The organism is Vreelandella lionensis (assembly GCF_044543515.1).
In the GTDB taxonomy this organism is placed as follows: Bacteria; Pseudomonadota; Gammaproteobacteria; order Pseudomonadales; family Halomonadaceae; genus Vreelandella; species Vreelandella lionensis.
Map to the genome: position 1 here is coordinate 1 of NZ_JBITWC010000026.1, position 19,917 is coordinate 19,917.

The 19,917-nt window shown below is 54.2% G+C and carries 19 protein-coding genes; 8 read left to right on the forward strand and 11 right to left on the reverse strand.

Going from position 1 to position 19,917, the window contains the following annotated elements:
- The 4 genes from ACIGG6_RS15085 to ACIGG6_RS15100 form a co-directional block, all read left to right on the forward strand.
- On the forward strand, positions 1-1,346 hold a 1,346-nt coding region (locus ACIGG6_RS15085; RefSeq protein ID WP_399845488.1), incomplete at its 5' end, for a response regulator.
- Entirely contained in the window at positions 1,343-1,732 is a 390-nt protein-coding gene (locus ACIGG6_RS15090; protein ID WP_399845490.1) for a response regulator, read from the forward strand. The genes ACIGG6_RS15085 and ACIGG6_RS15090, both read left to right, overlap by 4 nt.
- Positions 1,722-3,380, forward strand: a complete 1,659-nt coding sequence (locus tag ACIGG6_RS15095; RefSeq protein WP_399845491.1) for a diguanylate cyclase — start codon at positions 1,722-1,724, stop codon at positions 3,378-3,380. The genes ACIGG6_RS15090 and ACIGG6_RS15095 overlap by 11 nt, the downstream gene beginning before the upstream one ends.
- A gap of 470 nt (positions 3,381-3,850) precedes the next feature.
- On the forward strand, positions 3,851-4,453 hold the full coding sequence (locus ACIGG6_RS15100) for an OmpW family protein (RefSeq protein WP_399845553.1): 603 nt from the start codon (positions 3,851-3,853) through the stop codon (positions 4,451-4,453).
- 66 nt (positions 4,454-4,519) lie between these two features.
- Here the strand turns inward: ACIGG6_RS15100 and pepQ are convergent, their stop codons facing one another.
- The 7 genes from pepQ to ACIGG6_RS15135 form a co-directional block, all read right to left on the reverse strand.
- A complete protein-coding gene (pepQ, locus tag ACIGG6_RS15105) occupies positions 4,520-5,818 on the reverse strand; it encodes a Xaa-Pro dipeptidase (protein ID WP_399845492.1) in 1,299 nt (432 codons plus the stop codon).
- Between the two features lie 13 nt (positions 5,819-5,831).
- A complete protein-coding gene (locus tag ACIGG6_RS15110) occupies positions 5,832-6,743 on the reverse strand; it encodes a LysR family transcriptional regulator (RefSeq protein ID WP_399845493.1) in 912 nt (303 codons plus the stop codon).
- A 49-nt stretch (positions 6,744-6,792) separates the two neighbouring features.
- The gene (locus ACIGG6_RS15115; protein ID WP_399845495.1) at positions 6,793-7,854 is read right to left on the reverse strand and encodes an ABC transporter ATP-binding protein; all 1,062 of its coding nucleotides are present in this window, start codon (positions 7,852-7,854) and stop codon (positions 6,793-6,795) included.
- The gene (locus tag ACIGG6_RS15120; RefSeq protein WP_253505895.1) at positions 7,851-8,867 is read right to left on the reverse strand and encodes an ABC transporter ATP-binding protein; all 1,017 of its coding nucleotides are present in this window, start codon (positions 8,865-8,867) and stop codon (positions 7,851-7,853) included. Before ACIGG6_RS15120 ends, ACIGG6_RS15115 begins: the two co-directional genes overlap by 4 nt.
- Before the next feature lie 7 nt (positions 8,868-8,874).
- Complete coding sequence (locus ACIGG6_RS15125) at positions 8,875-9,819, reverse strand: ABC transporter permease (RefSeq protein WP_058577811.1); 945 nt, start codon at positions 9,817-9,819, stop codon at positions 8,875-8,877.
- Entirely contained in the window at positions 9,816-10,865 is a 1,050-nt protein-coding gene (locus tag ACIGG6_RS15130; RefSeq protein ID WP_083024409.1) for an ABC transporter permease, read from the reverse strand. Before ACIGG6_RS15130 ends, ACIGG6_RS15125 begins: the two co-directional genes overlap by 4 nt.
- A 134-nt stretch (positions 10,866-10,999) precedes the next feature.
- The gene (locus tag ACIGG6_RS15135) at positions 11,000-12,571 is read right to left on the reverse strand and encodes an ABC transporter substrate-binding protein (protein WP_399845497.1); all 1,572 of its coding nucleotides are present in this window, start codon (positions 12,569-12,571) and stop codon (positions 11,000-11,002) included.
- 335 nt (positions 12,572-12,906) lie between these two features.
- Here ACIGG6_RS15135 and ACIGG6_RS15140 point away from each other — a divergent pair, with 335 nt between their 5' ends.
- The gene (locus ACIGG6_RS15140) at positions 12,907-13,362 is read left to right on the forward strand and encodes a hypothetical protein (RefSeq protein ID WP_399845499.1); all 456 of its coding nucleotides are present in this window, start codon (positions 12,907-12,909) and stop codon (positions 13,360-13,362) included.
- A 19-nt stretch (positions 13,363-13,381) separates the two neighbouring features.
- Here ACIGG6_RS15140 and ACIGG6_RS15145 read toward each other — a convergent pair whose 3' ends face one another.
- A complete protein-coding gene (locus ACIGG6_RS15145; protein WP_054640994.1) occupies positions 13,382-13,771 on the reverse strand; it encodes a glutaredoxin family protein in 390 nt (129 codons plus the stop codon).
- Positions 13,772-14,017: 246 nt separating this feature from the next.
- Between ACIGG6_RS15145 and mpl the strand changes: the two genes are divergently transcribed.
- The 3 genes from mpl to ACIGG6_RS15160 are packed head-to-tail and all read left to right on the forward strand — an operon-like array spanning position 14,018 to position 16,685.
- On the forward strand, positions 14,018-15,403 hold the full coding sequence (gene mpl / locus ACIGG6_RS15150; RefSeq protein WP_399845500.1) for a UDP-N-acetylmuramate:L-alanyl-gamma-D-glutamyl-meso-diaminopimelate ligase: 1,386 nt from the start codon (positions 14,018-14,020) through the stop codon (positions 15,401-15,403).
- 2 nt (positions 15,404-15,405) lie between these two features.
- Positions 15,406-16,059, forward strand: coding sequence for a flavin prenyltransferase UbiX (locus ACIGG6_RS15155; protein ID WP_083026362.1), 654 nt, complete (start codon positions 15,406-15,408; stop codon positions 16,057-16,059).
- 2 nt (positions 16,060-16,061) lie between these two features.
- The gene (locus ACIGG6_RS15160) at positions 16,062-16,685 is read left to right on the forward strand and encodes a LysE family translocator (RefSeq protein WP_399845502.1); all 624 of its coding nucleotides are present in this window, start codon (positions 16,062-16,064) and stop codon (positions 16,683-16,685) included.
- Between the two features lie 30 nt (positions 16,686-16,715).
- On the opposite strand, the gene ACIGG6_RS15165 is transcribed toward ACIGG6_RS15160, so the two are convergent.
- Genes ACIGG6_RS15165 through ACIGG6_RS15175 form a run of 3 tightly spaced genes read right to left on the reverse strand, consistent with a single transcriptional unit; the run spans position 16,716 to position 19,914 of the window.
- Positions 16,716-18,113, reverse strand: coding sequence for a bifunctional DedA family/phosphatase PAP2 family protein (locus tag ACIGG6_RS15165; protein ID WP_399845503.1), 1,398 nt, complete (start codon positions 18,111-18,113; stop codon positions 16,716-16,718).
- A 23-nt stretch (positions 18,114-18,136) separates the two neighbouring features.
- The gene (locus tag ACIGG6_RS15170; protein WP_074210690.1) at positions 18,137-19,063 is read right to left on the reverse strand and encodes a diguanylate cyclase domain-containing protein; all 927 of its coding nucleotides are present in this window, start codon (positions 19,061-19,063) and stop codon (positions 18,137-18,139) included.
- Positions 19,060-19,914, reverse strand: a complete 855-nt coding sequence (locus ACIGG6_RS15175; RefSeq protein ID WP_399845505.1) for a hypothetical protein — start codon at positions 19,912-19,914, stop codon at positions 19,060-19,062. Before ACIGG6_RS15175 ends, ACIGG6_RS15170 begins: the two co-directional genes overlap by 4 nt.
- Between the last annotated feature and the right edge of the window lie 3 nt (positions 19,915-19,917).

The window sequence follows — 19,917 nt, forward strand, 5'->3', positions numbered from 1 at the left end:
AAATACACAAAGAACGGGAGAAGCGTGTCTGCATTTTCGATTTTTTGTTGGCTCATGTGAGCGTTGATGAATATCGGCAGTTATTCAGACCTTCCCTAGCGTTCGATATGCAGTGGCAGCCGCTTCAGCGTTTGCTTGTGAGCGCCATAGAGGAGAACCGCCACTATCGTAGTGAGCGTAATGTCACTTTAAAACTCGATAACCCTTACCCGGAGAGTCAAGTTCGCGTGGATGGACAGCGCTTACAGCAAGTGATGGCAAATTTGCTCTCTAATGCAGTAAAGTTTTCACCGCAAGGGGGGGATGTCCATATCTTTGTTCAGCGGCAGCCACATAGGATTGTCGTTAATGTTAAAGATGAAGGGCCTGGGATTCCTGAGGCGTTTAAACCGCGTATTTTTAACAAATTTGCCCAGGTGGATGCCTCTGATGCTCGGGCTAAGGGAGGGACAGGTTTAGGGCTGGCGATCACGAAAGAGCTGGTAGAGCACATGGAAGGCAAAATGGGGTTCCATTCCGAAGAGGGGATGGGCAGCTGTTTCTGGTTTTCGCTTCCTCTCCATCCTTCCGAAACAGAAAGTGCTTTTGATGAGCATGGGGCAAGCAATGGCACGGTGCTGGTGATTGAAGATGATCCTTCTGTGCTCAGAGTACTTCAAGAGATACTACTGACGGCGGGCTACAAGGTAGATACTGCTATTAATGGTGCCATGGCACTTGAGAAGCTAGCTATTCATCGCTACGACGCGGTTACCGTTGATATTGGTTTGCCCGATATGAGCGGCTTTGACGTTATTCATTCGCTTCGTGAGCAGCAGGCAACGAGTCATACTCCTGTGCTAGTGGTAACCGGTAGTGTGGACCGTGGCCAAGTAGCATTAGAAGGCCACCTGGAAGATATCGCCTGGCTGGCAAAACCCATACAGACGCCTCATTTGCTTGCGCTATTACGTGAACAGATGCAGGCAAATCAGAAGCGCCTATCGCTCCTGCATATTGAAGATGATCCTGACCTACATGCGGTTATCCGCACGATGCTCAGTAAGCATGCCGATTGCGATCAAGCCGTGAGTTTAGCGATGGCACGCCGTTTTCTGCTAAAGCGTAGTTATGATGCCATTATCTTAGATATTGGGCTGCCTGATGGAGAGGGGTGGGAGCTTCTGGAGCAAATTCGCTATTCTCAGCCGAATGCTCGGGTTGTCATTCTTTCAGGGCAATCAATCAGTGAGGCAGATCAACATCGTGTTGAGACTGTTTTCCTAAAATCGCGCATTAGCCCAGCACAGCTATTAGAGGCTATTAAACAACGAACCCAATTGGCGCAGATGGTGAATAACGAATGAGCAGTTTAGAGCGTATTTTATATGTGGAAGATGACCCGGATATTCAAACGGTAGCAAAGCTGGCGCTAGAAGTGGTCGGTGGTTATAACGTCAAAGTATGCTCTTCGGGAGAACAGGCCTTGGAAGAGGCTGAGTTATATTCCCCCGATATGATTTTGCTTGATGTCATGATGCCTGGTATGGACGGGCCATCAACCTTAGCGAGGCTGCGTCGGTTACCAAGCTTGGAGAAGGTTCCTGTAGCGTTTATGACCGCCAAAGTGCAGCCGCATGAAGTTGATCAGCTCATTGCATTAGGTGCTGAGAGCGTGATTGCCAAGCCGTTTGATCCGATGACATTAGCACATCAAGTCCGCAGTCTCTGGGAGCAAGCGTGTGGTAAATAATGATCAGCAGTCGCTTGAGCATAAGCTGGCGCTTCTAAAACAGAGCTACCAGCGAAACTTACAGGCTGAGCTAACATCACTAAATCAGGTGCTGACCGACCTACAAGCTCATATCCGGGCTGCTCCGTTGGTGGAAGGTCAGGCGCGTGATCATCGTGCGCAATGGGACATGCTGGAAGATGTTTATCGGCGCTTGCATAAACTGGCGGGCTCTGCGGGCACGTTTGGTTTTGATGCTATTGGTCATCAAGCCCGTGCTTTGGAAATGAGCCTAAAGCGTTGTTTGGAGAATAGCGATAAAGGGCAGGTAGATTTACAGCTGGTCGATGTGGCCAGTAGCCAATTGCAATCAATGTTAACTGAGCTTGTACCTAGCTTACAGCAAACGCCAACAACAGAGATTAAACCAGAGACGGGTAGCTCCACCGTTCGCATCTGGTTAATTGAGGAAGATGCTGAGTTAGGCAGGCATATTCTTGATCAGCTAACAAATTTCAGTTATGCGGTGCGTCTATTCTCCTCAGTACCCGATGCGTGCAGAGAAATCAGCCTCGAGCCACCTGATATTTTGATTGTCGATGTGATGGCTGGCGTTGGGCACCTCTCGCCCTTACAGGCGCTAACGTGTCCACTACTGTTTATTAGTGATTGCGATACGTTCGATGCCCGTATCAGAGCGGCACAGCTCAATGCGCACGGCTATTTTCTAAAGCCGCTTAATATTCCGCAGCTGGTCAATCGGCTTGAGCAGCTATTGCAAGACCGCCAATCTCCCCCCGCACGTATTTTGGTTGTTGACGATGATCAGCAGCTAGCTGCGTATTATCAACTAGTGCTAGAAGCGGCAGGGATGCAGGTGCGCATACTTGATAACCCCCGGCATATTATTGATCAGCTAAACTCGTTCAAGCCGGAATTGCTGCTGATGGATGTGCACATGCCGGACTATGACGGACCTGATTTGGCCTCGGTAGTGAGGCAATACGATGAGTGGAGCAGCCTACCGATTGTCTTTTTGTCTGCTGAGATGGATTTGGGGAAACAAGTTGACGCGCTCAGTCATGGAGCTGACGATTTTCTGACCAAACCAATTTTGGCAGCCCAGCTGGTTGCATCTATTCGTGTACGGGTCACGCGCTCAAGAACGCTGTCTGCGCTACTCAATAAAGATAGTTTGACGGGACTTTTAAAGCACGCCAGCATCAAAAGTGCAGCCATCAATGAGATTGCTCGCGGCTATCGGCAGCACTATTCTGTCGTGGTCGCAATGGTGGATATTGATCACTTTAAGGCGGTCAACGATACCTATGGGCATGCGGTAGGAGATGTGGTGATTGCGTCAGTCGCTACCCTGCTGCGCCAACGGTTGCGCCAAACCGATATGATTGGTCGTTATGGTGGTGAGGAGTTTTTGATCGTCTTACCGCACTGTAGCGCAGAAGATGGCCGTAAACGGCTAGAAGATATCCGCGAGTATTTTTCACGACTTCGTTTTAACCAAGGGGAGCAGGAGTTTGCCTGCACCTTATCCGCGGGCATGGTATGCAGCGTCGATGTGATAGAAGAGGACCGTGAGAGGCTGCTTGTGGTGGCAGATGAAGCGCTTTACCGCGCTAAACGTGGTGGCCGCAATCAAGTTTGTCAGTAGGTATGACTCCTTATGAAGCAATGTGCCAACAAAATGCGCACCGTTGGTGCGCTTTGCAGTGAGTGAAGCCGTTTATTAATTTATGGATTTCCTGGTTTCTGATTAAGTGTTTGTTTTTTATATGTTAAAAATATAGTGGCACGCTGTTCGCTATATAAAAGGCAAGCGGCAAATGAATAGAGCTACCTAAGTTTGTTCTGGTGCTTTCCCTTCTTTGCCATGTCACTGCGGTTTAGCCGCGTGATACACCGAGTGAGCTGGCGTGCTCCACCTGGGTCCCCTTCGGGGGACTTTTTTTATGCCTGGCATTTGTGTTTGCCGGGGTGGTTGAAGAAAGCTATCAAATAAAGAAAACCTATATTAAAATTTCACAGGAAATTTGGAAACGGTGTTCGTATACTATACATTGTATAGGTAAGGCTGGTGTAAGCCAGCATTGTTCCCAAGTAAGTTGCAAGAGGATGACCCTGATGAGCAAAATGAAATTGATCACCGCTGCAATTGTTTCTGCGAGCGCCTTGGCAAGCCAGGCAGCGTTAGCATATGAAGCTGGTGATGTCTTTGTTCGCGGCGGTGTTGCCCAAACGGACACGGGCTCTGAAAACGGAAATGTGGGTACAGCAGGGCTAGACGTAGACAACGCGCGTGGTTTTACTTATGGCGCGGGTTACCTATTCAGCGACAAAGTTGGCGTTGAATTAAACAGCTCTGAGAAATTTGAACACGATTTAAGCGCAGCTGGTGCCAGTGCAGGTAGCGTTGATCGCTTGCCAGTGAACCTGCTGGTGAACTACTACCCCTTGGGTGGTTTAGACTCTAAAGTACAGCCCTACGTTGGTGTTGGCTTAAACTACACCAGCTTCTCCAGCGAGCCGACTGGTTTGAGCATTGATGAAAGCTACGGCGCGATTGGTCAGGCAGGTGTTGACTTGGCTGTAACCGACAACTTTATGCTAAACGGTTATGTTAGTTATGCTGATGTAAGCGCAGACATTAATGCTGGCGGCGCCACCATTGGCGAAGTCGATATGGAGCCTGTGACCATCGGCGGTGGTATTACTTACCGCTTCTAATCCAGGTTTGTAAGACACACGCCCGGCCCACTGATGTGAGCCGGGCGTTTTTGCATTGGTAGATCATTACTGCGTTAAATTATCTGAGCCGCTATCCGTCACCAGAATATTATCTTCAATGCGAATACCGCCGCAGACAGCGAGCTGATCAACCAGTGTCCAGTTGATGGGGTGGGACTGATTGCGCAGCGGCGCGATCAGCATGGGAATAAAGTAAAGCCCTGGTTCAATGGTCACTACCATGCCGGGTCGCAGCGTGCGGGTGAGGCGAAGGGCAGGGTGAGCGTCAGGTGCCGGTGATGGTGTGCCGTCTGGCTGCATTAACCCGGCCACATCATGTACCTGAATACCCAATGAGTGCCCCAGCCCGTGGGGGCAGAAAGCACGGGTGATACCGGCTTCCACGGCGTTTTCTGCGCTGCCGGTATATAGCCCGTGTGCGACCAAGATATCAGCTAATCCCTGGTGCATTTTTTCATGCAGTGCAACGAAATCAACACCAGGGGCGATGTGTGCAATCAGCTCATCTTTGAGGCTGTGCATGGCGGTAATTAAATCGCCAAACTCGCTGGTGGCATCTGGGCCTGCATAGGTGCGGGTAATATCGGCGCAGTAACCCCGAAAGCGTCTGCCCGCATCTACCAGCAGGCTATAACGCTGCTTGGGGGCTGACAGGTCATAGCGCTGATAGTGTAAGACCCCGGCATGCTCATTTAGCCCGATAATGTTTTGATAGGGCACTTCAGACTCGCGTTGTCGGCTGGCTGCTAGATAGGCTAACTGCACATCCAGCTCGGCGGCAGCGCCAATAAAAGCGGCGTTAGCCGCCTGATGACCTGCTACCGCCAGCCGGTTAGCTTCACGCAGGCAGGCAATTTCATAAGCAGATTTCGTCATCCGCAGCTCATCTAGCTCGCGAACTAACGCTTCAGGTTGCAACGTGGCCACGTTAGCGAGCTGCGCAGCGCTTTCAAGCTCCGTTACATCGCCAATGATGGCGGCGCGGCCTGATAGCGGTGGCGTGATTTTGTCGCTACATAGATGCACATCAAACTCAGCGACCCACGGCTCTTCAGGTAGCTGTGTCGGCAAGTGCCAAAAGTCTGCGGGCGCGTAAAGATAGAGCTGAGGGCGTTGATCGGGTTGAATCACCAGCCAGCTATGCTGAACGTCTGCCATCCCTACCCAGTGTATAAAGTGGCCGTAGGACTGGAAGCTGGTGGCGTGATCATCTGCAAAGTGGTTGCGTGCATGGCCGCTGTAAATTGCTAAGCTATCTAACTGATGGGCAGCCATGCATTGCTGGTAAGCACGATTCAGCGCCGCGATATGCTCGCGCTGCTGTTGATACAATGTTGCTGACATGGGAGAAGTCCTTTCAAGGTCGGGGCGGGGTAAGCTGGTTCCATAGGCTATCGAGTTCGGCGTGGTGTTGGCTTTGGTGACGATAAAGCCGCAGTTCCATCGGCACGTCCCAGCGGCTGTCCCCAGCCCTGACTAGCGTGCCGTTGGCGAGTTCTGCAGCCACATTACGTTCCGGTAGCCAGCTCATGCCATAGCCCAGTAGCACCAACTCTTTGATGCCCGCCGCGTAGAGATTTTCACTTTGCGCTGTTAAGTACGTGCTTTGGGGCAGTCGCGCCAAATGCGCTTTGACCGCCGAGCCTAGCAGCCCCCGTTTGGGGTACGCCAACCACGGCGCTGGCTGCTGGCGAGAGCCGGGCAGCAGGGCGCAGGCGGTGCCATCGCTTTTCAGCCCGGTCACGGGAATCAACCGCTCATGTCCAATGACTCGGTAAGTACAGGCGCTGGTATCAATATCTAGATCACAGCGGCCAATAGGCCAGTAGCAAATCGCCAGATCACACTCCGCCCGTGCTAGTGCCTGGAAGTAGTCGCTGGCCACCCACCCCGTTGCACGTAGGTAGGGTTGAATACGCTCCTGCCAGCGGGTGCTGGCAAGCCATTCAGGCAGAAAATGCGCCAGCAAACTCTGCGGCGCGGCCACCATAATGCGCCGCTGCTGCCCGGCACTGATCTCACGAACGCGATCGCGCGTTAAGCGAACTCGGTCGGTGACCTGTTCGCATAGCGTTAAAAACTCTTCCCCCGCAGGCGTTAACGATAGCGGTAGCGTTTGCCGATTGATCAGCGTGACGCCCATCTCCTCTTCCAGCAGCTTAATGCGCCGGGAAAAGGTGGGCTGCGTGACGTGCTGTTCGTCGGCAGCGCGGGAGAAGTGTCGCGTTCTGGCCAGGGCAATAAAGTCTTCTAGCCAGCGAATTTCCATGCCTTACCTCGCAAAGCGGCCAAGCGTATAGCGGTTGAATGGGCCGCGCTCATAGGCGGCCTTCTTCAACAGCGTGACACGCAACGCGGGTACCGTCATCCTGGGTTCTTAGTGCAGGTATTTCCTGTTTGCAGCGGGCGTTGGCATGGGGACAACGGCCATGGAAAACACAGCCGCTTGGCAGGTTAACCGGCGTAGGTACCTCGCCCGAGAGACGAATATGCTGCGGACGGTCATCTTCCAAGCGAGGAATAGCGGATAGCAGCGCCTGAGTATAGGGGTGCCGAGGCTTAGCAAACAGCGTAGCGGTGGTCGCAATCTCGCAAACCGTGCCCAAGTACATAACGGCCACCCGCGTCCCAAAATGCTCTACCACCGCCAAGTCGTGGGTGATGAACAGATAGGTCAGGTTACGGTCCCGCTGGGCATCCATCAGCAGGTTGAGCACCTGAGCCTGAATGGATACGTCCAGCGCTGAAATGGGCTCGTCAGCCACGATAAATTCGGGGTCGACGGCGAGTGCGCGAGCAATCGCAATACGCTGGCGCTGTCCGCCGGAGAACTCGTGTCCAAAGCGCTTGCCCCAGTCTGGGTCGATGCCCACCGAGCGCATCACTTCCTCAACTTTGTCGAGAATCTGCTGGCGGTTCCAGTCGGGGTGGTGCAGGCGGAGCGGCTCTTCCAGGGTTTGCTGAATCGTCATACGCGGGTTTAGCGACGCGTAAGGATTCTGGAAGATCATCTGCATGCGCTTGCGATAGGGCAGCAACTGCTTGGAGCTGAGATCGTCAATGCGCTGGCCGTCGTAACGAATCTCACCTTCTGAAGGTGAAATTAGCCCCATGACCGTGCGCGCCACGGTGGATTTGCCGCAGCCAGATTCACCTACCACGCAGAGCGCTTCGCCGCGTTTGATGTCCAGGTTCACGCCGTTAATGGCGTGGACATACTCCTGATAGCGAACCAGCTTGCCGCCTTTGAAACGTAGCTGTTCCAGAAAATCGCCAGAGAGTGAGAAGCGCTTTTTGAGGCCGCGAATTTGTAGCAGTGACTCGCTACTCTCCTCATTCTGAGTTGGCACTGTGGGGATTGTTTCAGCCTGGGCGCTCATAGGCTCTCCTCCTTCAAGCGGCGGTCTTCAAGCATTTCCGCCACCATATGGCAGGCAACGCGGCAGTTACCGGATTCAACAAAGTCGGGGACTTGCTGGGTGCACGCAGGCCGAGGTTGGCCGTCGGCACGGTTGATAAAGTCGCAGCGGGGGTGAAACGCACAGCCGCTGGGCAAGTTAGAGAGCGACGGCATGCTGCCACGAATCTGGTTGAGTTTTTCGCCCGGCGTTGCCATCTGCGGCAGTGCGTTGATCAAACCTTGCGTGTAAGGGTGCTGCGGGTCGTTGATGATCTCCCGCGTTGGGCCTTGCTCAATCACTCGGCCTGCGTACATGACCAGCATGCGCTGAGTCACTTGGCTCACCACACCCAGGTCGTGGGTAATCAAAATCAAGCCCACGTTGTGCTGCTCACACAGCTCCAACAGCAGCGCCATGATTTCTGCCTGGATCGTTACGTCTAACGCCGTGGTTGGCTCGTCGGCAATGATGATGTCCGGGTCGAGCAGCAGGGCGATGGCGATAATAATACGCTGGCGCATCCCGCCGGAAAGCTCGTGGGGGTACTGATCTAAGCGCTTTTCCGGAGAGGGGATCTGCACTTGGCGCAGCTTATCCAGGGCGATGGCGCGCGCTTCTTTGGTCGAAATACGCCGATGCGCCTTTAAGCACTCCACCATCTGTTCTCCGATGGAGAGCACTGGGTTCAGCGTCATCATCGGATCTTGAAAGATCATTGAAATGCGGTTGCCACGCACTTTGCGCAGGCCGCGCTCCGACATGCTGTTGAGTTCTTTCCCTTCAAATTTAATGCTACCCCCGGCAATAAAGCCGGGCTTGGCGATCAAATTTAGCAGTGAGAAAGCGGCGACGGATTTACCCGCGCCAGACTCGCCTACAATACCCAAGCGCTCGCCACGTTCCAGGGTGAAATTAACGTCGCGCAGGGCGCGCACTTCGCCCTGACGAAGGGCAAAGCGGACATCGAGATGAGAAACTTCAAGAAGTGCCATGGTGTCCTCAGCCTTTGTAGAGTCGTGGGTTCATGACATCGCGCAGCCAGTCGCCCAGAAGATTGATTGACAGCACCAGCACTACCAGCACCGCGCCGGGGATCAACGTGATCCACCAAGAGCCTGATTGAATATAGTCAAAGCCTGCTTTGATCAGCGAACCCAGCGACGGGTGCGTTTCCGGCATACCCAGCCCCAAAAACGACAGCGCCGCTTCGGAGATAATCGCGTTAGCAATTTGCACCGTGGAGATAACGAAGATCGGTGAAAGCGTGTTCGGCAGCACATGGCGGAACATGATACGTCGGCTACGCAGGCCCATTACACGGGCGGCGTCCACATACTCTTTGTTTTTCTCGGCCAGCACTGACGCGCGCACGGTACGAGCATACTGGGGCCATTCAGCAAGGCCGATAATCAATATCAGCATAAGAACGGCGTATTGGCTATAGAACGCGCTGCCCATAGTGGCCTTCACCACCGCACCGACCACAATCGCCACCATCAAGGTGGAGAACGATAGCTGAATATCCGCTAGGCGCATCAGGAAAGCGTCGACACGGCCGCCCAGGTAGCCTGCCATCAAGCCGAAGGTCACTCCCAGTAGGGCTTGCAGTGCCACCGCGCCAAAGCCAATCAGCAGCGATACCCGCGTGCCGTAGAGAATGATCGACAGCAGATCACGCCCTTGGGCGTCGGTGCCGAGCGTATACATCTCGTCGGCGCCATCAATCCAGAAAGGCGGCAGCTCGGAGGCGAGAATGTCGATTTGAGCCAGGTCATAAGGATCGGTCGGCGCTAATAGCGGCGCCGAAAATGCCGCAATGACTAAGCAGATAAAGACCGCCAAACACAGTTGCGCAGTACGGTCACGTTTGAAGCTGTACCACAAAAAGGAGTCACGTAGGCGCTCCCAGCGGCTTGGTGCAGTGGAAGTTGTGGACGTTGTCATGCGGGCTTACCAGTCAGTTTTACAGTGGGGTTCACAAAGCCGTAGATCAAATCCACGATGGTGTTCGTGACCACGAAAATGACGCCGACAATCATCAGGTAGGTAACAATCAGCGGAATGTCGGCACGGTTGATGGCGTCAAGGAACATCAGCCCCATGCCCGGCCATTGGAATACGGTTTCGGTCAAAATGGTGTAGGCCACCATGGTACCAATCTGTACGCCGCCCACGGTAATCACCGGCAGCATGGTGTTTTTCAGCGCGTGAACGAAATAGACACGGCGCATGGAAATCCCTTTAGCGCGCGCATACTTCACGTATTCAGATTGCAGCACTTCCATCATTTCTGCGCGAATCAAACGAATAAACAGCGGCAGCATGATGGAGGCTAGCGATACGGCGGGTAGGACAAGGTGTTGCAAGCCATTCCAGGTAACCAGGTTGGTATCCCAGTGGCCGACGACATGCACCAAATCATAGCCACGGCCAAACGACGGCATATTGCCCTCGGTCGAGAGCAGGCCGTTTAACCAAGCGCCCCAGGCAGTGCCTTCGGGGAACAGCGAGACGGTGATACCAATCGAGAAAATTTGAATTAACACAATCGCGGTCAAGAAGACCGGGATCGAAATACCGATAATCGATGCCCCCATGAAGAACCGGGAGATCGGCGAGCGCGGTTTGATAGCGCTATACACGCCAATGGGAACAGACAGCAGCACGATAATCAGGGTGGCAGCAAATACCAGCTCAAGAGTGGCGGGTAGGTGCCGGGCAATCACTTCCAGCGCTGGTTCGCGGTAGAAGTAGGAGTAGCCAAAATCACCTTGCACGGCGTTTTTAGCAAAACGCACGTACTGCACCAGGAAGGGGTCGTTGAGCCCCAGCCGTTCGCGAATGGCTTCGCGTTCACTTTCGGGGACCGACTGTCCGACCATCTGCTGTACAGGGTCACCCAGGTTATCCTGGATGGCGAAGGCCAGTACACTGATGACAAACATCACCAATATTGCGTGCATCAGCCGCTTGATTAAAAAAGCAATCATGGCGTACGCCACCTATGTAGGTTAATCAGAGAAGCGCCGCGTGGCCGTCTGGCGGCCGCAAAGAAAACGCTTCGCTCTCCAGCAGGGCTGGAGAGCGAAGCATCCTTGCGCGGGTTATCAGTTCTGCGTGGGGATTAGCGGTTAATCACCAAATCACCCAGGTAGGGGAAGTCCAGCGCGCTAACAACCGGCTCAACATCTACGCCTTCAGCTGCGGCATAGGCAAGGTTTTGCCAGTGCAGCATGACGAAACCAACGTCTTCATACAGCATGGCTTCTGCTTCACGCAGCATTTCGTTGCGTTTTTCAAGATCGGTTTCGCTGTCGGCTGCTGTCACCAGCGCGTCGATCTCTTCGTTGCAGTAGCTGCCGTAGTTGTACTGGCCAGCACCGCTCTCTTCATCAATACAGAAAGAGAGGTACTGGAAGAAGTTGGCGGTGTCTTCGGTATCCGCGTGCCAGCCGATCATGGCGATGTCTGACTGGCGAGTGTCGTACTCAGGCCAGTACTGAGCCAGCGGCATGGTGCGCAGGTTAACGGTGATGTTAATGCGAGCGAGCATGTTGGCAACCGCTTGGGCCAACTGCGCATCGTTCACGTAACGGTTGTTCGGCGCGATCATATCAACGCTGAAGCCCTCTTCGTAGCCCGCTTCGGCCATCAGCGCTTGGGCGCGCTCAAGGTCGTAACGGGGAACGAGATCCGGGTTGTGGCCAGAGTAACCTTCCGGAGAGAACTGGCCAGCCGGCGTGGCGAAGCCGCGCATTAAGCGGTCGGCGATGCCTTCCTGGTTGATGGCTAAGTCAACGGCTTGACGAACGCGAGCATCTTGGAAGGCTTCAACGCGCTCTTCGTTGAGCTGGAAGCCGATGATGCGGGTGCCGGGCACTTCTACCAATTCCACACCGTCGGCGTCACGCACACGATCAAGGTCGTTAGGCGGAACGGCATCGATGAAGTCAACGCCGCCAGACAGCAGGGCCGCCACGCGTGAGGCATTTTCAGCAATCGGCGTTAACACGATTTCAGAAACGTTGCCTTCGCTTTCGGTATCCCAGTAGTCTTCAAAACGTTTGAAGTCAACGCGTACACCCTGGCGACGGTCAGTGACGATGAACGGGCCGGTGCCTGATACGTTGCGTGAAGCGAAGGAGTTACCCGCTTTAACGATTTCGGCTTTGTCGTTACCGTCTTCAGTTTCGCCTGTGTAGAACTCGCTATCCATCGGGAAGATGTAGGTGGCGAGGTTCAACAGCAGCGGGTAGGGCTCAGACGTGGTGATTTCGACGGTGTAGTCGTCAACGGCTTCTGCGCTGGCAACCGGGTCAAAAATGGCGCGGTAGTCCGGGCTCTCTTTCAGACGCTCAATGGTCCACACGACATCTTTTGCTGTGAAAGGGTTACCGGAATGGAAAGTAACGCCTTCGCGCAGGGTCATGCGCATGGTGGTGTCGTCTACCTGCTCCCACTCAGTGGCTAGGCGCGGCTCAAACTGAAAGTTTTTGGTCCAGCGAACCAGCGGGTCAAAAGCGAGGTGCGAAAAACGCAGTACGCCGCCTGACAACTGCTCATGCAAGTCCAGGGTTTCAGGGTCAGCGGAGTAGCCGATACGGAGGGTTTCGGCGCTTGCGGTCATCGGCAACATGGCTGTTGCTGCCACAGTAGCACCGATCACAGAGGCCAGTAGCGTCTTCTTGAGCGTCATAAATGTTCCCATGCATGTTGTTTATTGTTCGTCTTACTGAGTAAGTGTTCAGCGCGGTACTTGTCAGTAAAACAGACACGGCCAGCTCGTAAGCTATGCTGACAACATAGAGAGAGGTGGTGGCGTCATACAATCGAAATAATGACTGGCATCATTCATCTGCTGAATGATGGGGCTAACGGCGGACGTTGTAGCATAGGGTGTTAGACAAAAGTCGATAGTTAAGCGGTGTGAGAATACGATCAACACCTAACTCAATAGATAGGGCATAACAGACTATGTTGAAACAATGTGTTAGCTGGCTGGCTGTCAGTCTCATCGCAGGGTGTTCATTGTTGGTAAGCGCTGATGAAACGGCGGATATGGTGGGTACTTTGGGTGAAGATGAGTATGCCTGGTTTGTATTACGCCAAGGTGACGATTCAAATGCGTCGTTTATGGAGTTAGGTGATCAACTGAAAATCGAGGTCACTGGTTTTATTGATCCAGTTGAATGGGATGCTCAACAGGCATTGGCCATGAGTTTAACGTTAGAGAATGAGAAGCTCATGGAGGCAAGCGTGGTGCAGTTTATGGGCGAAACGGCGATGCCGCCTCTCTATACCTCTGAGGGTGGCGATATCACAGTAACGCTGAGCCACGTTGAGCAAACCGGAAGAGACCTCCATGTGGTGGGCCATATTGAAGGGCAGTTAGCGCTTCAGCACACGCTGGAGTCACCCCCCAGCGCTTCGGAGGGCGTGCCGCTCAGCGTGCGCTTCGATATTACCGCGCAAAAGGTCGAGTTTTAGGCAGCGTATGTCGCTGCAATTACGCCCCAAAACGCTGGTGAAGCCAGCGGTTAATCTCATCCGATTCGTATAGCCAGGTGGCTTGACCTGCGTCATCGGTAATTTTTAGGCAGGGAACCTTCACTTTTCCACCACCTTCCAGCAGGGCCTGCTTATGTGCCGGGTCTAGCTGGGCATCGCGAAGCTCAATATTAAGCCCCAGCCGGGCAATTTCTTTACGCACTTTGATACAGAAGGGGCACGTTCTGAACTGATAGAGCGCAAGCTGTTGGCAAGCGGCGTCTACCTGAGCCTGCTCTTCTGGGGTGCGCTCGACGGCTTTTGGCGTGGATAGCTTCTCGGAGATCAGCATGACGGGGGCTAGCAGGACGCGAACGCCCCGAAAGAAGTAACGAATTAAGATGCGCATGGTTGTCTCCTCTCACTGCACTGCTTTACAGCGTATGCAGTGGACGGGTTGTTGGATGTCGATTAAGAAAAGGTGCGCGCATCCTGCAATAAATCGTCAGAATTGTCACTTTCTGAGCCTGTAATGCCATGTCGCGCGGGGAACGAGATGAGCAACACCGCGTGGCGTGCTAATCTCAGCGCTCGTTGATTGATGTGTTTAGTAAGTTCAATCGTTTGAAATGGTTAGGAAGGGAGCGCTTGGCCCATGCGTCTGCATATTATTGGCATCTGTGGCACCTTTATGGGGAGCCTTGCACTACTCGCACGGGAGTTAGGCCATGAAGTAAGCGGCTCCGATGCCAACGTATATCCACCGATGAGTACGCAGCTAGCTGAGGCTGGGATCACCCTGATGGAAGGCTATCAAGCAGCCAATCTCTCAGGCTCAATCGACTTGGTGGTCGTGGGTAATGCGCTCTCACGGGGCAATCCGGAGGTGGAGGCACTGCTCAATAGTGGCATGCGCTATACCTCAGGGGCGCAGTGGCTTGCAGACTATGTGTTGCCTGGCCGCAGAGTGATTGCTGTGGCGGGCACTCATGGCAAAACCACCACTGCCAGCCTGCTAGCCTGGCTATTAGAAAGCGCTGGGCTAAAGCCTGGCTTTCTGATTGGTGGCGTACCACGTAATTTTGGCGTTTCGGCGCGCTTAGGCGAAAAAGACGCCCCCTTTGTAGTAGAGGCCGATGAGTATGACACGGCCTTTTTTGATAAGCGCTCCAAGTTTGTTCACTACCGCCCGACGATTGCCGTACTCAATAACCTTGAGTTTGATCATGCTGATATTTTTCCTGACCTCGCCGCTATCGAGCGCCAGTTCCACCATTTAGTGCGTATCGTTCCCAGCCAAGGGCATTTACTAGTAGCCGATCAGCAGCCCGCACTGGAACGAGTGTTGAAGATGGGGGCGTGGTCACCGGTGGCCTATTTTGGAGCTGATGCAAACAGCCAGTGGCAGCTGCGCTTAGAACGTGCCGACGCTAGCCGTTTTCAGGTCTTGTATTTAGGCGAACAAGGTGAAGAGGATGGCGTGGTGGAGTGGGCGTTAACCGGCGAACACAACGCGCGCAATGCACTGGCAGCGCTAGCGGCAGCACGGCTGTGTGGCGTGAATTTGGTGCGGGCGTGTGCCGCGCTGGCGCGATTTAAAACACCGCGCCGTCGGCAAGAGGTAAGGGGCGAGGTCAATGGCATTCAGGTGATCGATGATTTTGCCCATCATCCGACGGCCATTGCCGCCACGCTACAAGGTCTGCGCGCAGCCACGACCAAGGGGCGTTTGCTGGCAGTGATTGAACCACGCTCCAATACCATGCGTTTGGGTGCCCTGCGGGAGCGCCTAAATGACAGCGTGGCGGATGCGGATGCGGTGTTCTGGTTTCAGCCAGCGGGAGTGGCTTGGTCGATGGAATCGCTGGTAGAGGCTCAAGGAGAGCGTGCCGCGCTATTTAACAATATTGATGCGCTAGTAGAAGCAGTGGTCACTCAAACGTCACCTCTAGATCGTATTGTGGTGATGTCTAATGGTGGTTTTGAGGGAGTGCACGAGCGGTTGTTAGATGCATTAACAGCGCGGGAGCAGTCGAAGTGACAATGTTTAAACCTCCGGTAACAGTAGCGCTAACAGGTGCTTCAGGCGCTCAGTATGGCCTTCGCTTGATCGATGTGCTGGTCGAGGCGGGGCATGAAGTGTGGGTAATGATTTCCAAAGCGGCTCACATGGTGATTGCCACGGAAACGGATGTGTCACTCCCTGCCCAGCCGCAGCGCTTGGTAGAGGCGCTCACTGAAAAAAGCGGTGCCCAACCAGGGCAAATTCGCTGTTTTGGTCGAGAAGACTGGATGGCGCCCGTGGCATCTGGGTCTGGTGCACCTTCGGCTATGGTGATTTGCCCCTGTTCAACGGGCACGCTCTCTGCGGTCGCGACCGGTGCCAGCAATAATTTGATTGAGCGCGCCGCCGATGTCGCCATCAAAGAGCGCCGCACACTGGTGATGGTGCCACGAGAAAGCCCGTTTTCTCCCATTCATTTAGAGCACATGCTGGCGCTTAGCCGCCTGGGTGTGGTGATTTTGCCCGCCGCTCCAGGGTTTTATCACCGCCCTCAAAGCATGGAAGATCTGATCGACTTTATTGTTGCGCGCATACTCAATCAGTTGGGTATTGCCCACCGCCTGATGCCCCGCTGGGGCGAAGAACAGCACTCAACACATGCATCCAGCGATGCGGAGAACAAGGAAGGCTAATCATGATGTCATGGGCGACGCTATCGGTGTTTGTACCCACGTTTCTGTTTGTTTCTTTAACCCCCGGTATGTGCATGACGCTTGTAATGGTGCTGGGCATGACCCAAGGGGTTAAGCGCACGCTGTGGATGATGGTGGGGGAGTTGATTGGCGTTGGGTTTGTGGCTGCCGCCGCCGGTGCGGGCGTGGCCGCATTGATGCTCCGCCAGCCGGAGCTGTTTATCGCGTTTAAGTGGGTGGGCGGCGCTTACTTGGCCTATCTGGGAATTATGATGTGGCGCTCACGGGGGCGCATGGCGATTCCAAGCGAGTTAGATACTGGCCCTGCCGCTGGGCGTCTTCAGCTTGCCACCCAAGGTTTGGTAACGGCCGTTGCCAACCCAAAAGGATGGGCGTTTTTTATGGTGCTGCTGCCACCGTTTTTAGACGGTAGCAGGCCGCTTGCCCCGCAGCTGAGCATGCTGATTGCGGTCATTCTCACCATCGAATTTGCCAGTATGTTGTTATACGCCACCGGCGGAAAAACGTTGCGTAAACTGCTAGGTAAAAGCGGCAATGTGAGGCTGCTTAACCGCATCGCGGGCACATTGATGATTGGCGTAGGCGTGTGGCTGGCATTGGGTTGAACGAGTCATTCCCTGCATGAATCCCCATGTTTAAACGGGCGGGAAAAAAGTAACACGTAGACTGATGAGTAGCAGTGACCCAAGCAGCAGCCCAAGCCAAGGAAAAGACGGCAAAGGAGGGCGATAACGCCGTTGCCAATTAAGCTGAACAAGCGCACAGACGACCAGACCAAGCAGCACACCGCCCATTAAGTCGCTGAGCCAGTGGACACCAATGATCAGACGCGAAAGTGCCATTGGGATCGTGATGGCAATGGCAAGCCAATATACCCACATCCGCCTGTGTCTCGGCAGCTGTGACGCGACAAAGGCTGCCGTGATACCCACCACTACTACCCATGTGGAGGTATGTGCACTAGGGTAGGAAAATGACCCGACTAAATAGTCCGGTGTGTCAGGCCTAGCCCGCGCAAATACGGCTTTACCTAATGTGTTGAGTGCGCCAATACCGCCCAGCGCTAGCGCCCCATGGGCAAGTAGGTCAATACGTTTGACCAACAGCAACCAGAGTGCCCAAGGGGCGACGAGTGTAATAATCCCCGCTTTATCGCCCACTTCGGCAAGTAGCAGGCTGGCGTCTGTTAGCCAGGGAGTTACCAGCCAGGAGAAGAGTCGCTGCGCCTGCAAGTCAATCAGCAAAGGGCTTGGGTGCTGCATGACCATCAGTGTCCAGGCGGATGCTGCGGTAAGCGCTATGATGCATAAAAAGAGTGAGGCTAAAGGCACCTCGCCGCTGCGACTCATAGCGAGCCACGGGCGGCGCATAGCGGGTATTCGGCGAGCAATACGTGCAATTGCAAAGTACACCCGCCCCTTGTGACCTACTTGCGCGCGGCCCCAGGAGAACATTACGGCCAGTGCCACGACGCTAACGGCCATCATCACCACGGCCATTTCAACATTGGCGGGCAGGTTGAGCCGCTGTTGCCAAGTGTGGCCCAGCAGGTAGCCGGGTAAAACGTATGCCGGTGCCCAAAGAGCAGCAGAAATTACGTTGGCTAAGAGAAAGGTGCGCGCTGGCATATGCATCATGCCCGCGATGAGCGGAATAATAGGGCGTACGGGTCCGACAAAGCGCCCAATAAACACCGAGTAGATACCATAACGCTCAAAAAAACGGGCGCCTCGGCCTAGCCATTCGGGATGAAGCGAAAGCGGCCAACGGGTCACCACGGTATCGCGGTGGCGATAGCCTAAAAAGTAGCTAAGCCCATCGCCTAACACAGCCCCTGCGAAGGCTGCGCCAATTAGCCACGGTAGCGCGACCATTTGATGCCCTGCCATGGAGGCAGCGGCAGTGATAAGCACAACACCGGGCACCAGTAAGCCTACCAGCGCTAGAGATTCCACCATGGCAATCCCCAGCACCAGTAGGAGCAGCAGCGTAGGTGAAAGCGACAGAGATAACAGTGTGTCGGCGATAGACAAGGGCGATTCCGTCCGCAGATGGGTTACACGTTGGCAATAGCTTCGGCACGCGCTTCCAGGCGCTGTACATATCGCTCGAAGCTCTCTTTGCGAAGAGGCAGGCAGGTGGTAATACGCGCTTCTAGCTGCCCAGTTTCCACTAGCACACGACGGGAAAGCGCTCTCTGTAAGCGCTCCCTAACAAGCAAGGCGCCACTTTCACTGGTATCGGGTAGGACCAGCCAGAATGTCGCATTGCCAGCGCGACCCAGTATATCGTGGTCACGGCAACGGCTATTGACCTCGCTGCAAAGGGCACCCAATAAGGCGGTTTGCGCACGGTGACCAAACTGCTCTTCTGCCATATCCAACTGTGGTAAGTGAAGCACTAGGACCGCCAAGCGCTTATTGAGCATTGCCGCCCGTTGAAATTCATTATTGAGCCGCTCTTTCAGCGTATCAATATGGTAAGCATCACAGTCGCTATCGTTTGGGTCTGTGGCCCGCAGTAGCGCCCGACGGCGTGCATGTTCCCATGGGGGAAGGGCGAGCAGTAGCGTCAACGCCACATGACTAAGTGAAAAAGCAGTCGTCTCAAAAGGTGCTAGCCACCACCAGGCGGAAAGGCAAACCATATTCAGACTAAGCGCGCTCCAAAGCGGCAACAGTAAAAATGTGGCTGCAATGGGTAAGCCGAGCCATAGGGGCGCTGGGCTTGGCTGTGTATAGGTGGCGGTTAGCACAACAATATAGATGCTCGCCAATAACAGTATGCGCGGTATGCAGGGGCGAAACCCTTGGCCTAAATGCATCAGCAAACTGACCAATAACAGCATTGCCAAAAATAGCGGTATTAGCAGTTCGCGGTAGCTGCCCATCGCGTACAGCCACATCATGTAGCCCACCATGATGAACATACTGGCGCTATAGGCCGCAGTCATCAGTCGCTTGGGCAGTGGCGGCACTCTCATGCGGCCTCACTTAGCCGACGTTTCGGGTAGCGGCTTAGGGCTTCGATTGAGAGTGACGCCAGCTCGATCTCCATTAGGGGCTGGTGATAAATGGCGGCGCTGTCGGGTAGAACAGCACATAGGAGCTCGCGCCGTTTAGCGGCCTCTTTGGACGTTCTCGATAATATGAGGGTGGCGAGTGTCGTGCCATTCAGCCGATAGACGTTTTCAAACTTATAAGTCAACTCGCAGAGTTTTTGGGCGACTGGCCAAAGTTGGTGCCGCTTTACTTGAATGACTAACACTTCGGCATGGATAGCTTCCCGCTCTGAGCGGGTTTGTTCTCGCAGTAAATCGCGTAAGAGCTGCTCGCCTGCCCATAGGTTTGCTCCTGGTACTAGCCTTAGGCGTTGGCGTATATCGCCATTCATATTAATTAACTGGTGAGTGCGTGAAAGGGCCAGTACGCTGAGTGTTGCCAGCGATAAAACCATTAGGAGCCACTCCGGTAGGCTCACCACGGGAGCGAGTAGTAAGCAGCTAAGCATGGCCGCGCATGCATTAAAAATGGCGGCCCAGCGATGTTGAGGCAGCATAAACACTGCTCCCCATGCCCAAATAAGCAGCGCATGCCGCTCAGGTGCGGCGGCAATTAACCCTAGTAGTAGCGTTCCAGCGAGCATCTGCCAGGGCAGCCCAGGAGAGCGGCGATGGCTAAAATCCAGTACCAGCGCCGTAATAAAGAGCCAACCAACCGACAGCCAGAGTAACAGGGCAGCTGCTGGCGGCGCCATGGGCGTCCATAAAGCCAGCGCCACGGCAGCGGCGAGTAGATTGGCTCTTAGCAGGCTGATTTTGTATTTGCTTTGCATGGT

Excerpts from the sequence above, each read along its gene's own strand:
- ACIGG6_RS15160 (WP_399845502.1), top strand. The coding sequence starts at position 16,062 with ATGATGTCATGGGCGACGCTATCGGTGTTTGTACCCACGTTTCTGTTT.
- ACIGG6_RS15130 (WP_083024409.1), bottom strand. The coding sequence starts at position 10,865 with ATGATTGCTTTTTTAATCAAGCGGCTGATGCACGCAATATTGGTGATG.
- ACIGG6_RS15120 (WP_253505895.1), bottom strand. The coding sequence starts at position 8,867 with ATGGCACTTCTTGAAGTTTCTCATCTCGATGTCCGCTTTGCCCTTCGT.
- ACIGG6_RS15100 (WP_399845553.1), top strand. The coding sequence starts at position 3,851 with ATGAGCAAAATGAAATTGATCACCGCTGCAATTGTTTCTGCGAGCGCC.
- ACIGG6_RS15155 (WP_083026362.1), top strand. The coding sequence starts at position 15,406 with ATGTTTAAACCTCCGGTAACAGTAGCGCTAACAGGTGCTTCAGGCGCT.
- ACIGG6_RS15090 (WP_399845490.1), top strand. The coding sequence starts at position 1,343 with ATGAGCAGTTTAGAGCGTATTTTATATGTGGAAGATGACCCGGATATT.
- ACIGG6_RS15175 (WP_399845505.1), bottom strand. The coding sequence starts at position 19,914 with ATGCAAAGCAAATACAAAATCAGCCTGCTAAGAGCCAATCTACTCGCC.
- ACIGG6_RS15170 (WP_074210690.1), bottom strand. The coding sequence starts at position 19,063 with ATGAGAGTGCCGCCACTGCCCAAGCGACTGATGACTGCGGCCTATAGC.
- pepQ (WP_399845492.1), bottom strand. The coding sequence starts at position 5,818 with ATGTCAGCAACATTGTATCAACAGCAGCGCGAGCATATCGCGGCGCTG.
- ACIGG6_RS15125 (WP_058577811.1), bottom strand. The coding sequence starts at position 9,819 with ATGACAACGTCCACAACTTCCACTGCACCAAGCCGCTGGGAGCGCCTA.
- ACIGG6_RS15110 (WP_399845493.1), bottom strand. The coding sequence starts at position 6,743 with ATGGAAATTCGCTGGCTAGAAGACTTTATTGCCCTGGCCAGAACGCGA.
- ACIGG6_RS15115 (WP_399845495.1), bottom strand. The coding sequence starts at position 7,854 with ATGAGCGCCCAGGCTGAAACAATCCCCACAGTGCCAACTCAGAATGAG.
- ACIGG6_RS15145 (WP_054640994.1), bottom strand. The coding sequence starts at position 13,771 with ATGCGCATCTTAATTCGTTACTTCTTTCGGGGCGTTCGCGTCCTGCTA.
- mpl (WP_399845500.1), top strand. The coding sequence starts at position 14,018 with ATGCGTCTGCATATTATTGGCATCTGTGGCACCTTTATGGGGAGCCTT.
- ACIGG6_RS15135 (WP_399845497.1), bottom strand. The coding sequence starts at position 12,571 with ATGACGCTCAAGAAGACGCTACTGGCCTCTGTGATCGGTGCTACTGTG.